This is a genomic window from Micromonospora sp. DT47, from assembly GCF_049844475.1.
In the GTDB taxonomy this organism is placed as follows: Bacteria; Actinomycetota; Actinomycetes; order Mycobacteriales; family Micromonosporaceae; genus Micromonospora.
The window spans coordinates 48300-61362 of record NZ_JBNCLC010000002.1 but is presented as its reverse complement, the minus strand read 5'-3'; the positions used below and the strand labels follow the sequence as shown (position 1 = coordinate 61362).

The 13063-nt window shown below is 72.3% G+C and carries 11 protein-coding genes and 1 pseudogene; 11 read left to right on the top strand and 1 reads right to left on the bottom strand.

What is annotated here, in order from left to right:
• Positions 1-94 precede the first annotated feature (94 nt).
• The 7 genes from ACLQ2U_RS02890 to ACLQ2U_RS02860 all read left to right on the top strand — a co-directional run bounded on the left by ACLQ2U_RS02890 (position 95) and on the right by ACLQ2U_RS02860 (position 6881).
• Complete coding sequence (locus tag ACLQ2U_RS02890) at positions 95-1072, top strand: Rossmann-like and DUF2520 domain-containing protein (protein WP_425748945.1); 978 nt, start codon at positions 95-97, stop codon at positions 1070-1072.
• On the top strand, positions 1069-1917 hold the full coding sequence (panC, locus tag ACLQ2U_RS02885) for a pantoate--beta-alanine ligase (protein ID WP_425748944.1): 849 nt from the start codon (positions 1069-1071) through the stop codon (positions 1915-1917). Before ACLQ2U_RS02890 ends, panC begins: the two co-directional genes overlap by 4 nt.
• 37 nt (positions 1918-1954) lie before the next feature.
• Positions 1955-2380, top strand: a complete 426-nt coding sequence (gene panD / locus ACLQ2U_RS02880) for an aspartate 1-decarboxylase (RefSeq protein ID WP_425748943.1) — start codon at positions 1955-1957, stop codon at positions 2378-2380.
• Positions 2381-2470: 90 nt separating this feature from the next.
• Positions 2471-3367 (top strand): septum formation family protein, encoded by an 897-nt coding sequence (locus ACLQ2U_RS02875; RefSeq protein ID WP_425748942.1) that lies wholly within the window; start codon positions 2471-2473, stop codon positions 3365-3367.
• A gap of 74 nt (positions 3368-3441) precedes the next feature.
• On the top strand, positions 3442-5136 hold the full coding sequence (locus tag ACLQ2U_RS02870) for an L-aspartate oxidase (protein WP_425748941.1): 1695 nt from the start codon (positions 3442-3444) through the stop codon (positions 5134-5136).
• Positions 5133-6029: a carboxylating nicotinate-nucleotide diphosphorylase gene (nadC, locus tag ACLQ2U_RS02865; protein WP_425748940.1), complete on the top strand. Its 897-nt coding sequence runs from the start codon at positions 5133-5135 to the stop codon at positions 6027-6029. Before ACLQ2U_RS02870 ends, nadC begins: the two co-directional genes overlap by 4 nt.
• Positions 6030-6122: 93 nt before the next feature.
• Positions 6123-6881, top strand: a complete 759-nt coding sequence (locus ACLQ2U_RS02860; RefSeq protein WP_425748939.1) for a type III pantothenate kinase — start codon at positions 6123-6125, stop codon at positions 6879-6881.
• A 37-nt stretch (positions 6882-6918) separates the two neighbouring features.
• Here the strand turns inward: ACLQ2U_RS02860 and ACLQ2U_RS02855 are convergent, their stop codons facing one another.
• Positions 6919-7659 carry a class I SAM-dependent methyltransferase gene (locus ACLQ2U_RS02855; RefSeq protein ID WP_425748938.1) on the bottom strand — a complete coding sequence of 247 codons (741 nt, stop codon included), beginning with the start codon at positions 7657-7659 and terminating at the stop codon, positions 6919-6921.
• A 91-nt stretch (positions 7660-7750) separates the two neighbouring features.
• Here ACLQ2U_RS02855 and lysS point away from each other — a divergent pair, with 91 nt between their 5' ends.
• The 4 genes and pseudogenes from lysS to ACLQ2U_RS02835 form a co-directional block, all read left to right on the top strand.
• Positions 7751-9259: a lysine--tRNA ligase gene (lysS, locus tag ACLQ2U_RS02850; protein WP_425748937.1), complete on the top strand. Its 1509-nt coding sequence runs from the start codon at positions 7751-7753 to the stop codon at positions 9257-9259.
• 110 nt (positions 9260-9369) lie between these two features.
• Complete coding sequence (locus tag ACLQ2U_RS02845) at positions 9370-9720, top strand: histone-like nucleoid-structuring protein Lsr2 (RefSeq protein ID WP_425748936.1); 351 nt, start codon at positions 9370-9372, stop codon at positions 9718-9720.
• 420 nt (positions 9721-10140) lie between these two features.
• Positions 10141-12672, top strand: coding sequence for an ATP-dependent Clp protease ATP-binding subunit (locus tag ACLQ2U_RS02840; RefSeq protein ID WP_425748935.1), 2532 nt, complete (start codon positions 10141-10143; stop codon positions 12670-12672).
• Between the two features lie 108 nt (positions 12673-12780).
• Positions 12781-13057, top strand: a pseudogene (locus tag ACLQ2U_RS02835) (RNA polymerase sigma factor); the annotation flags it as partial.
• Between the last annotated feature and the right edge of the window lie 6 nt (positions 13058-13063).

Sequence of the window (13063 nt, the reverse complement as noted above, 5' to 3'; positions counted from 1 at the left end):
CGGTGAAGGTTTTCACACATCCTTGTTTGGGCTCTGTCACCCCGGCGCATACTTGCGGTCGACCGGTACCCCCTCCAAGGACTGGATCGTTGCCATGAGCGCACCGCTGCGCCCGCGTCCGGCCGCCCCGCGTGAGGCCGCCGTACCGTCGGGCGGCGCCCCTGCCGGCGCCCCGCTCGCCTTCCCCCGCACCCTGACCGTCGGCGTCATCGGCGCCGGCCGGGTCGGCGCCGTGCTGGGCGCGGCGCTCGCCGCCGCCGGCCACCGGGTGGTCGCCGCCTCCGGCGTCTCCGGCGCGGCCAAGGCCCGGATCGCCCTGCTGCTTCCCGGCACCCGCAACCGCTCGGCCACCTCGGTGGCCCGCGCCGCCACCGACCTGCTGCTGATCGCCGTCCCGGACGACGCCCTGGCGAGCGTGGTGGCGGGCCTGGCCGAGACCGGCGCGCTGCGCCCCGGCCAGGTGGTCGCGCACACCTCCGGCGCGCACGGCCTGGCCGTGCTCGCCCCGGCCGCCGCGGTGGGCGCCCGGCCGCTCGCCCTGCACCCGGCGATGACCTTCACCGGTACGCCGGACGACCTGGGCCGGCTCGCCGGCATCTCGTACGGGGTGACCGCCCCGGTGGAGCTGCGCCCCCTCGCGGCCCGGCTCGTCGCCGACCTGGGCGGAGTGCCCGAGTGGGTCGGCGAGGCCGACCGGCCCCTCTACCACGCGGCGCTGGCGCACGGCGCCAACCACCTGGTCACCCTCGTCAACGAGGCGGCCGACCGGCTGCGCGACGCCGGGGTGGCCCAGCCGGAGAAGGTGCTCGCCCCGCTGCTGCGGGCCGCCCTGGAGAACGCGCTGCGCCTCGGCGACGACGCGCTGACCGGCCCGGTGTCCCGCGGCGACGCGGGCACCGTACGCCGGCACCTGGAGCGGCTGGCGGAGACGGCGCCGGAATCGGTCGCCCCCTACCTGGCGTTGGCTCGGCGTAGTGCCGACCGCGCGATCGCCGCGGGCCGGCTGCGGCCGGTGGACGCGGAGTCGCTGCTCGACGTGCTGGCGGGGATCCATCGGGAGGTGGCGGCGTGACGGAGCTGGTGCACACGCGGGCGGAGCTGGCGGCGGCGCGGGACGCGCTGAAGGGCAGCGTCGGCGTGGTGATGACCATGGGCGCGCTGCACTCCGGCCACGAGACGCTGCTGCGGGCGGCCCGGGAGCGGGCCGACCACCTGCTGGTGACGATCTTCGTGAACCCGCTGCAGTTCGGCCCGAACGAGGACTTCGGCCGCTACCCGCGGACCCTCGACGCCGACCTGGAGATCTGCCGCCGGGCCGGGGCCGACGTGGTCTTCGCCCCGTCGGTGGCCGACATGTACCCGGACGGGCAGCCCGCGGTCCGGGTCAACCCGGGCCCGCTCGGCGAGGACCTGGAGGGGCAGAGCCGGCCCGGCTTCTTCCACGGCGTGCTCACCGTGGTGATGAAGCTGCTCCAGCTCACCCGGCCGGATCTGACCTTCTTCGGCGAAAAGGACTACCAGCAGCTCACCCTGGTCCGGCGGATGGCCCGGGACCTGGACGTACCGGTCGAGGTGGTCGGCGTGCCGACCGTCCGCGAGCCGGACGGGTTGGCGCTGTCCAGCCGCAACCGCTACCTCTCGCCGGACGAGCGGCGGGCCGCGCTGAGCCTGTCGGCCGCGCTGCGGGCCGGGGCCGAAGCCGCCGAGGAGGGGCGCGACGCCGGGGAGGTGCTGGCCGCGGCGCACCGGGTGTTCGGGGCGGGCGTCCCGGGCGCGCAGCTGGACTACCTGGTGCTCACCGACCCGGGCCTGGAGCCCGGTCCGGTCGCCGGCCCGGCCCGGTTGCTGGTCGCCGCCTGGGTGGGCAGCACCCGGCTGATCGACAACATGGCGATCCGGCTCGCCCCCCGTTCCTGACCATCCCACCCACCAGACCCCGCGGAAAGGCACCCCGATGTTCCGGACCATGCTCAAGTCGAAGATCCACCGGGCCACGGTGACCCAGGCCGACCTGCACTACGTCGGCTCGGTGACCGTGGACCAGGATCTGCTCGACGCCGCCGACCTGCTCCCCGGCGAGCAGGTCGCGATCGTGGACATCACCAACGGGGCCCGGCTGGAGACGTACGTGATCCCGGGCGAGCGGGGCAGCGGCGTGATCGGCATCAACGGCGCCGCGGCGCACCTGGTGCACCCCGGTGACCTGGTCATCCTCATCTCGTACGGGCAGATGGACGACGCCGAGGCCCGCTCGTACCAGCCTCGGGTGGTGCACGTGGACGCGGAGAACAAGGTGATCGAGTTGGGCGCCGACCCCGCCGCGGTGGCCCCCGGCACCGCCGGCGACCCCGTCCCCAGCCCCCTCGCCGTCGTCGGCTGAGCCGGACCTCCGTTCTGTCACCGGAAGGTCATTTTTGGTTACCCTGAGCGGACCGTCCGATTGACGGTCGTCGGGCTGGGGGAGGCCGCGATGCGCCGTGCGATGACGACTCCGGTCGCCGCGTTGGTCGCGGGTTTCCTGCTGGCCGGCTGCGGCGCTCCGGGCGGGCTCGACGGGGACCTCACCGACGACTGGGCGCCGCCGCCCGCGGCCGGGGCCTTCACCCCGGAGGCGGGGGTCTGCCAGGTCGCCGACTTCACCGAGACGGTCACGCTGGGCGGATACGCGCCGGTGGACTGCGCGGTGGCGCACCGGGTGGAGACCGTGCACGTGGGCACCTTCCCGGGCGGCCGGGCCACCCCGCCGGCCAGCGGTTCGGCCGAGCTGCGCGGCGCCTTCGCCGAGTGCGACACCCGGGCCACCGGGTACGTCGGCGACGACTGGCGGGCCGGGCGGCTGCGGCTGGCGGTGGCGCTGTCCACCGCGCCCGGCTGGGTGGCCGGCTCCCGCTGGTACCGCTGCGACCTCAGCGAGCTGACCACCGTCGAGGCGGCGGCGACGGTGGTGACCCGGACGGGCAGCCTGCGCGACGCGCTCAAGGGGCCGTCCGCGCTGCGGCTGGGCTGCCAGCAGACGAAGGTGGGCGCCGTGCGGGGAGTGCGCACCCTGACCCCGGTGGCCTGCGGCACCAGCCACGACGCCGAGTTCGTCGGGGTGTGGAAGGCGCCGGACCGGCCGTACCCGACGAGGGACACCGACTGGCTCCCGCTCTACGCCGGCTGTCGTACGCTGCTCGGCCGGTACGTCGGCGTGCCGGACGACGCCGACCTGCGGTTCCGCAGCGGCGTGGTGGTACGCCCGCCCGGCGCGGGTCGCTGGCGGGTCGGTGACCGGGGCGTCCGCTGCTACCTGTGGCTCAGCGACCGTACGGTGACCGCCTCGCTGAAGGGCGGCGGCCCGGCCGGCCTGCCGGTCCGGACCAGGTAACCCGACGCCGTAGCCCATACCACTCGTCGTGCCCCCGCCGCCCGTGGTGAGGGCCGTTCGGGTTGACTGTGTCCATGGAACTTCCGACCGTCGACCTGCCGGCCCTGCCCCGGCTGCTGGCCGCTCCCGCGCCCGGCTGGGTGGAGACCACCGACGTGATCGTGGTCGGTTCCGGGGTCGCCGGTCTCACCGCCGCGCTGCACCTGCGCGAGGCGGGCCTGCACGTCACCGTGGTCACCAAGGTCAACATCGACGAGGGTGCGACCCGGTGGGCGCAGGGCGGGATCGCCGCGGTGCTCGACCCGGCGGACACCCCGGCCGCGCACGCCTCGGACACCGAGATCGCCGGTGTCGGCCTCTGCGACCCGGCGGCGGTGCGGGTGCTGGTCGAGGAGGGGCCGACCCGGCTGCGGGAGCTGATGCGGATCGGGGCCGAGTTCGACCGGAACCCGGACGGCTCGCTGATGCTCACCCGGGAGGGCGGGCACCGGGCGGACCGGATCGTGCACGCCGGCGGCGACGCCACCGGCGCCGAGGTGCAGCGGGCGCTGCACGCGGCGGTCCGGCGCGACCCGTGGATCCGGCTGGTCGAGCACGCCCTGGTGCTGGACCTGCTCCGCGCCCCCGGCGACGGCCCGGACGGGCTCGGCCCGGCCTGCGGGATCACCCTGCACGTGCTCGGCGAGGGCAGCGAGGACGGCGTCGGCGCGCTGCTGGCCCGCGCGGTGGTGCTGGCCACCGGCGGGATGGGGCAGATCTTCTCGGCCACCACCAACCCGGCGGTCTCCACCGGTGACGGGGTGGCGCTGGCGATGCGGGCCGGCGCGGCGGTCACCGACGTGGAGTTCGTCCAGTTCCACCCGACCGCGCTGATCGTGCCGGAGCACGCCCGGGTGCCCGGCGCCGGGCTGGCCCAGCAGCCGCTGGTCTCCGAGGCGCTGCGCGGCGAGGGCGCCCACCTGGTCGACGCGGACGGCAAGCGGTTCATGGTCGGGCAGCACGAGCTGGCCGAGCTGGCCCCCCGGGACGTGGTGGCGAAGGGCATCCACCGGGTGCTGCTGGCCACCGGCGCGGACCACGTCTTCCTGGACGCCCGGCACCTGGGCGGGGACTTCCTCGCCGGGCGCTTCCCGACCATCGTCGCCTCCTGCCTGGCGATCGGCGTCGACCCGGCCACCGACCTGATCCCGGTCGCCCCGGCCGCCCACTACGCCTCCGGCGGCGTCCGCACCGACCTGCGCGGCCGCACCTCCATTCCCGGCCTGTACGCCTGCGGCGAGGTCGCCTGCACCGGTGTGCACGGCGCCAACCGGCTGGCCAGCAACTCCCTGCTGGAGGGGCTGGTCTTTTCCCGCCGGATCGCCGAGGACATCGCCGCCGGCCTGCCGGAGCAGGCGAAGCCGGCGGAGACCGGCGCCTGGGTGGGCGGCGACGGCTGGGTGGTGCCCGCCGCGGGCACTCCGGCGCTGCAGCGGGCGATGACCATGGGTGCCGGCGTGCTCCGCTCGGCGGCGACCCTGGCCGACACGGCGGCGACGCTGGGCGGGATCGGCGCCGGCCGGGGCACCCCGCGGACCGCCGACTGGGAGGCGACCAACCTGATCACCGTGGCGTCGGCCCTGGTCGCCGCCGCGTGCGCGCGCCAGGAGACCCGGGGATGCCACTGGCGGGAGGACTTCCCGACGGCCGACGAGCGGTGGCGCGGCCACCTCGTCGAGGCGGTCGGGGTGCGGGGCCGGGTGACGCAGCAGTGGGAGGAGTCGCGATGAGGGAGTCGACGGAGCAGGCGTTGCGGGCCGGTGGCCTGGACCCGGAGCGGGTACGGCGGGTGATCGTCGACGCGCTCACCGAGGACCTGGGGCCGGACTTCCTCGACGTGACCAGCGTGGCCACCATCCCCGACGCGCAGACCGACACCGCCGACCTGGTGGCCCGCGCCGACGGCGTGGTGGCCGGCCTGGCCGTGGCCGCGGCCGTCTTCGAGCTGGTCGGCGAGGTGACCGGGTCGGATCGTACCGTCGAGGTGTCGGTGCTGGCCCACGACGGCGCGCGGGTGGCGCGCGGCGACGTGCTGGCCACGGTGACCGGCCCGACCCGGCTGCTGCTCACCGCCGAGCGGACGGCGCTCAACCTGCTCTGCCGGATGTCCGGGGTGGCCACCCACACCCGGGCCTGGGCGGACACGCTGGCCGGCACCAAGGCGATGGTGCTGGACACCCGCAAGACCACCCCCGGCCTGCGCGCCCTCGAGAAGTACGCGGTCCGCGCCGGCGGCGGCACCAACAAGCGGATGGGCCTGCACGACGTCGCCATGATCAAGGACAACCACAAGTTCGCCGCGGGTGGCATCACGGCCGCCTACCGCCGGGTCCGGGAGGCGTTCCCGGACGTGCCGGTGCAGGTCGAGGTCGACACGGTGGCCGAGGCGGTGGAGGCGGTCGAGGCCGGCGCGGACTTCCTGCTGCTGGACAACATGGCCCCGGAGACGCTGCGCGAGGTGGTCGCGAAGGTCGGCGACCGGGCCGAACTGGAGGCGACCGGCGGGCTCACCCTGCCGGTGGCCGCCGCGCACGGCGCGGCCGGGGTGGACTTCATCTCGGTCGGCGCGCTGACCCACTCCTCGCCGATCCTGGACATCGCGCTGGACCTGCGGACGGAGTGAGCCGGTCGAGCCGCCCTTCGTTCGCGACTGCGGGGCTCGCAAACCCGGCTCACTCCTCGCGCTCACCCGCTGGCCGGCGTCTAGGCTGCGTGCGTGCTGCTCTGCATCGACATCGGAAACACCAACACCGTGCTGGCGACCTTCGACGGCGACAAGCTGATGCACTCCTGGCGGATCAAGACCGATGCCCGTTCCACCGCGGACGAGCTGGGTCTGATGTTCCGCGGGCTGCTGGCCGGTGACGCCGTGGAGATCACCGGGGTGGCCGCCTGCTCGACCGTGCCGGCCGCGCTGCGCTCGCTGCGCACGATGCTGGCCCGCTACTACGCCGACCTGCCGAGCGTGATCGTCGAGCCCGGGGTGCGCACCGGTGTGCAGCTGGCCATCGACAACCCCAAGGAGGTCGGCTCCGACCGGGTGGTGAACACCCTCGCGGCGTACACCGTCTACGGCGGACCGTCGATCGTGGTCGACTTCGGCACCACCACCAACTTCGACGTGATCAGCGGTCGGGGCGAGTTCCTCGGCGGGGCGTTCGCTCCGGGCATCGAGATCTCCTTCGACGCGCTCGCCGCCCGCGCCGCCCAGCTGCGCAAGGTGGAGGCGACCAGGCCCCGCTCGGTGATCGGCAAGAACACCGTCGAGTGCCTGCAGTCCGGCCTCTACTTCGGCTTCGCCGGCCAGGTGGACCGGATCGTCGAGCGGATGGCCGAGGAACTGGGCGAGGTGAAGGCCGTGATCGCCACCGGCGGGCTGGCCTCGGTGGTGATCGGCGAGTGCCGGACCATCACCCACCACGAGCCGATGATCACCCTGATCGGCCTGCGGATGGTCTACGAGCGCAACACCTGACCCCGGCCACCGTCGGGGGTCGGGCGCCGTGCGGGGCTCAGGGGCGCCGGGCCCGGAAGACGAGCGTCCGGTACGGCAGCTCGACGGTCTCCCGCCCGGCCAGGTCCGGGTGGCTGGCGAACAGCTCCCGCAGCTCCCGGTCGACCCGCTCCCGCTCGTGCGGCGGGGCGGTCAGCCAGTACGAGCGGGTGTGCAGCATGCCGACCACCTCCTCCGGCGTGAGCGTGGTCCGGTGCGTGAACTCGGCCAGTTCCACCGGCCCGAACGCCGGGCCGAAGTCGGTGACCTTCTCGATCAGGTCGCCGGCGTGGCCCCTCGGGTCGGCGATCCTGCCCAGCTCCGCCACCCACTCGACGCTGTCGTCCCGGGTGTTCCAGATGGGGGCGAACGTCCCACCCGGCCGGAGCGCCCGGGCGACCTCGGCGTGCGCGCGCTCCTTGTCGAACCAGTGGTACGCCTGGCCCACCAGCACCGCGTCCGCCGCGCCGTCCGGCAGCGGCATCGCCTCGGCGCTGCCGGCCAGGGCGGTGGTGCCCGGGGTGGCGGCGTCCAGTTGGGCCCGCATTCCGCGGTCGGGCTCGACCGGCACCACCTGGTGGCCGAGCGCGAGCACGCCGCGGGTGAGGATGCCGGTGCCGGCCCCGAGGTCGACGACGCGGGCGGGCGCGACCATCCCGTCGAGCGCCCAGCGGAGCGCCGCTTCAGGATAGCGGGGTCGGAACCGGTCGTAATCGCTCGCGGCGGCCCCGAACGAGAGGGCCTGAGTGGCGTCCGTCATGGCGGGCAGGTTATCCCGTAACGGCCACCTGGGCGTTTGAGTACGCTCGGGGACTGACCCCGCCGATATCTCCTTCTTGAGGAAGCGTGCCGTGACCGAGCAGAACGCCGTGCCAGTCGACCCCGCCGACGACCTTCCCGAGCAGATGAAGGTCCGCCGGGAGAAGCGGGACCGGATGCTCGCCGAGGGCGTCGAGCCGTACCCGGTCGGCTTCCCCCGGACCAGCACCCTGGCGGAGATCCGCGAGAAGTACGCCGAGCTGCCCACCGACACCGCCACCGGGGACAGGGTCTCGGTCACCGGTCGGGTGATCTTCGTACGGAACACCGGCAAGCTCTGCTTCGCGACCCTGCGGGACGGCGACGGCACCGAGCTGCAGGCGATGCTCTCCCTGGACCGGGTCGGCGCCGAGCGGCTGGAGGACTGGAAGCGCCTGGTGGACCTCGGCGACCACGTCGGGGTGACCGGTGAGGTGATCACCAGCCGCCGGGGCGAGCTGTCCGTGCTGGCCGACGAGTGGGCGGTCACCGCCAAGTCGCTGCGCCCGCTGCCGGTGGCGCACAAGCCGCTCAGCGAGGAGGCCCGGGTCCGCCAGCGTTACGTGGACCTGATCGTCCGCCCGCAGGCGCGGCAGATGGTCCGCACCCGGGCGACGACCGTGCGCAGCCTCCGTGATTCGCTGCACGGCCAGGGATTCATCGAGGTGGAGACCCCGATGCTCCAGTTGCTGCACGGTGGCGCGGCGGCCCGCCCATTCGTGACCCACAGCAATGCGCTCAACACCGATCTGTATCTGCGAATCGCGCCGGAACTGTTTCTCAAGCGGGCCGTGGTCGGCGGCGTCGACCGGGTCTTCGAGATCAACCGCAACTTCCGTAATGAGGGCATCGACTCCTCGCACTCGCCGGAGTTCGCGATGCTCGAGACGTACCAGGCGTACGGCGACTACGACACCATGGCCGAGTTGACCCGCAATCTCGTGCAGCAGGCGGCGATCGCGGTGAGCGGCTCGACCGTGGTGACCCACGCCGACGGCCAGGAGTTCGACCTGGGCGGCGAGTGGCGTTCGGTGACCCTGTTCGGGGTGCTTTCGGAGGCCCTCGGCGAGGAGGTGACGGTCCGCACCGATCGTGCCCGTCTGGTGGAGTACGCCGACAAGGTCGGACTCTCCGTCGACCCCAAGTGGGGTCCGGGCAAGCTGACCGAGGAACTGTTCGAGGAGCTGGTGGTGCCGGCCCTGCAGGCGCCCACCTTCGTGCGGGACTACCCGGAGGAGACCAGCCCGCTGACCCGGGCGCACCGCAGCGAGCCGGGGCTGGCCGAGAAGTGGGACCTCTACGTGCTCGGCTTCGAGCTGGGCACCGCGTACTCCGAGCTGGTGGACCCGGTGGTGCAGCGGGAGCGGCTGGTCGCCCAGGCGCAGCTCGCCGCCCGTGGCGACGACGAGGCCATGCGGTTGGACGAGGACTTTCTCCGGGCCATGGAGTATGGAATGCCCCCGGCCGGGGGTATGGGAATGGGAATCGACCGGCTCTTGATGGCGCTCACCGGCCTGGGAATTCGGGAAACGATCCTCTTCCCGTTGGTCCGACCCGAGTGACCGGCGGGCGACTTCCCCGGGTCGTTACCGCATCCTATTGACGCGGCAACCATCGCGCAGGTTATCGTGCTCCTATTGCAGGAGCACCCTGCTCGAAAGGAATGTGGGACGTGGCCAAGCAGATCATTCACAAGCTGGTCGATGACCTGGACGGCGGGGACGCGGACGAGACCGTCAAGTTCGCCCTCGACGGTGTTCAGTACGAGATCGACCTGTCGAACTCCAACGCCGAGAAATTGCGCGACGTATTCGCGCCGTACGTGGCGGCGGGCAACCGGGTCGGTCGGGGCGGCGTGGTCGTGGGTGGCCGGGCGGCGCGAGGTCGGGGCGGCGCCACCGCCGACCGCGAGCAGAACAAGGCGATCCGCGCCTGGGCCAAGAAGGCCGGCAAGGACATCTCCGACCGGGGTCGCATCCCGCAGGAGATCGTCGACGAGTACCACTCCAAGGCCGGTCACTGACCGACGGCCGAGGCGACACGACGCCGGACCGGAGCATGGCTCCGGGCCGGCGTCGCCGTATCCGGGGTCCCTTCCCGTGGCTGCCCGGGCGGGAATTTTCCATCCCGGCGGACGTTGTCCACAACCGGTGGAGATTCCGTCCACAGCCTGTGGACGAGGCCGCCGCGCCGCCGGAAGGCCCTGCGCACCCGCGGCGAATTTCGCTCTGCGCGTACAGGTCGGGGTCCCGGAACACCTCCTGAGCGCGGATGGTTGGTCAAAACGACGTCTGAACGGCTCAGCACGGGGACACACGACCTCAGCGGAGTCGGTCGGCGGCGATAGAGTAATGAGGCACGGACGCCCGTCCCGGACGTCCGCGCACCGGCCCCGCCAAGATCATGGTAATCAAGGCGCACGGCACGTGAGGAGCACGAGGGCATGTTCGAGCGGTTCACCGACCGAGCGCGACGGGTTGTCGTCCTGGCCCAAGAAGAGGCCCGGATGCTCAACCACAACTACATCGGTACGGAGCACATCCTGCTGGGCCTGATCCACGAGGGTGAGGGCGTCGCGGCTAAGGCCCTGGAGAGCCTCGGCATCTCCCTCGAGGGCGTCCGCCAGCAGGTCGAGGAGATCATCGGTCAGGGTCAGCAGGCGCCGAGCGGGCACATCCCGTTCACGCCGCGGGCCAAGAAGGTGCTGGAGCTGTCACTGCGCGAGGCGCTGCAGCTCGGCCACAACTACATCGGCACGGAGCACATCCTGCTCGGCCTGATCCGCGAGGGTGAGGGCGTCGCCGCCCAGGTGCTGGTCAAGCTCGGCGCCGACCTCAACCGGGTCCGCCAGCAGGTGATCCAGCTGCTCTCCGGCTACCAGGGCAAGGAGCCGGCCGCGGCGGGCGCCGCGCCGGGCGAGGCCGCGCCGTCGACCAGCCTCGTGCTGGACCAGTTCGGCCGCAACCTGACCCAGGCCGCCCGCGAGGGCAAGCTCGACCCGGTGATCGGGCGCGAGAAGGAAATCGAGCGGGTCATGCAGGTGCTCTCCCGCCGTACCAAGAACAACCCGGTACTGATCGGTGAGCCCGGCGTCGGCAAGACCGCCGTGGTGGAGGGGCTGTCCCAGAAGATCATCAAGGGCGAGGTGCCCGAGACGCTCAAGGACAAGCAGCTCTACACGCTCGACCTGGGTGCCCTGGTCGCCGGTTCCCGCTACCGCGGTGACTTCGAGGAGCGCCTCAAGAAGGTGCTCAAGGAGATCCGCACCCGCGGCGACATCATCCTGTTCATCGACGAGATCCACACCCTGGTGGGTGCGGGTGCCGCCGAGGGCGCGATCGACGCGGCGAGCATCCTCAAGCCGATGCTGGCCCGTGGCGAGCTGCAGACCATCGGCGCCACCACCCTGGACGAATACCGCAAGCACCTGGAGAAGGACGCGGCCCTTGAGCGCCGCTTCCAGCCGATCCAGGTGGGTGAGCCCACGCTGGCCCAGACCATCGAGATCCTCAAGGGCCTGCGCGACCGCTACGAGGCGCACCACCGCGTCTCCATCACGGACGCAGCTCTCGTGGCTGCCGCAACTCTGGCCGACAGGTACATCTCCGACCGCTTCCTGCCGGACAAGGCGATCGACCTGATCGACGAGGCCGGTGCCCGGATGCGGATCCGCCGGATGACCGCGCCGCCAGACCTGCGCGACTTCGACGAGCGCATCGCCCAGGTGCGTCGCGACAAGGAGTCCGCGATCGACGCGCAGGACTTCGAGCGCGCCGCCCAGCTGCGCGACAAGGAGAAGCAGCTCCTCGGCCAGAAGGCGCAGCGGGAGAAGGAGTGGAAGGCCGGTGACCTGGACGTCGTCAGCGAGGTCGACGACGAGCAGATCGCCGAGGTGCTCGGCAACTGGACCGGAATCCCGGTCTACAAGCTGACCGAGGAGGAGACCTCGCGCCTGCTGCGCATGGAGGACGAGCTGCACAAGCGCGTCATCGGCCAGGAGGACGCGGTCAAGGCGGTCTCGAAGGCGATCCGGCGTACCCGGGCCGGCCTGAAGGACCCGAAGCGTCCGTCCGGCTCGTTCATCTTCGCCGGCCCGTCCGGCGTCGGTAAGACCGAGCTCTCCAAGGCGCTTGCCGAGTTCCTGTTCGGCAGCGAGGACGCCCTCATCCAGCTGGACATGTCCGAATTCCACGACCGCTACACGGTCTCCCGGCTGGTGGGTGCCCCTCCCGGCTACGTCGGGTACGACGAGGGTGGTCAGCTGACCGAGAAGGTGCGGCGTCGGCCGTTCTCGGTGGTCCTCTTCGACGAGATCGAGAAGGCCCACCCGGACGTGTTCAACACGCTGCTCCAGATCCTGGAGGACGGTCGGCTCACCGACGGTCAGGGTCGGATCGTGGACTTCAAGAACACGGTCATCATCCTGACCACCAACCTCGGTACCCGTGACGTCGCCAAGGCGGTGTCGCTCGGCTTCCAGGCGTCGGAGGACTCGGAGTCCACCTACGACCGGATGAAGCAGAAGGTCAACGACGAGCTCAAGCAGCACTTCCGGCCTGAGTTCCTCAACCGGATCGACGACACCATCGTCTTCCACCAGCTGCGCCAGAACGAGATCCTCTCGATCGTGGACATCATGATCCAGCGGATCGAGAAGCAGCTGCACAACAAGGACATGGGCCTGGAGCTGACCGACAACGCCAAGAAGTACCTGTCGAAGAAGGGCTTCGACCCGGTGCTCGGTGCGCGTCCGCTGCGTCGCACGATCCAGCGCGACATCGAGGACAACCTCTCCGAGCGGATCCTCTTCAACGAGCTGACCCCGGGTCAGATCGTGGTGGTGGACTGCGAGGGCGACCCGGAGGACATCGACAAGTCGAAGCTGGTCTTCCGTGGCTCGGACCGGCCGGCCGAGGTGCCGGACGCCGTCCCGGCCGACCTCGGTGGCGCCGCCACCGCGGGTGCGGACGAGTAGGCACGACAGCACGAGGGCGACGGCCCGGTGGCGTGAGCCACCGGGCCGTCGCCTTTTCCGCATTGCCCGTCCTCGCCGAGAACCGTATCCCGGACGGCGTTCGACGAGCTGTACCGGCGTACCTCGCCGTGGCTGGCGGTCCGGCTTCGGCGTCGCTGCGCCGACGACGACCCTGGTGGCCGAGCTCATGCAGGACACCTACGTGGCGGTGTGGCGGGCCGCTGGCGCGTTCGGTGGCCGCCGGGCCGCGGGCAGTGCGGTCGGTTGGCTGTGGACCATCGCCGCGCGGCGACTCATCGACGCGTTTCGGCGGGCCCGGGACGCCCGGGTGCCGACCGGCATGCTGGTGACGGAGCACACCCCGGCGGCGGAGGACGAGGCAGTGCACACC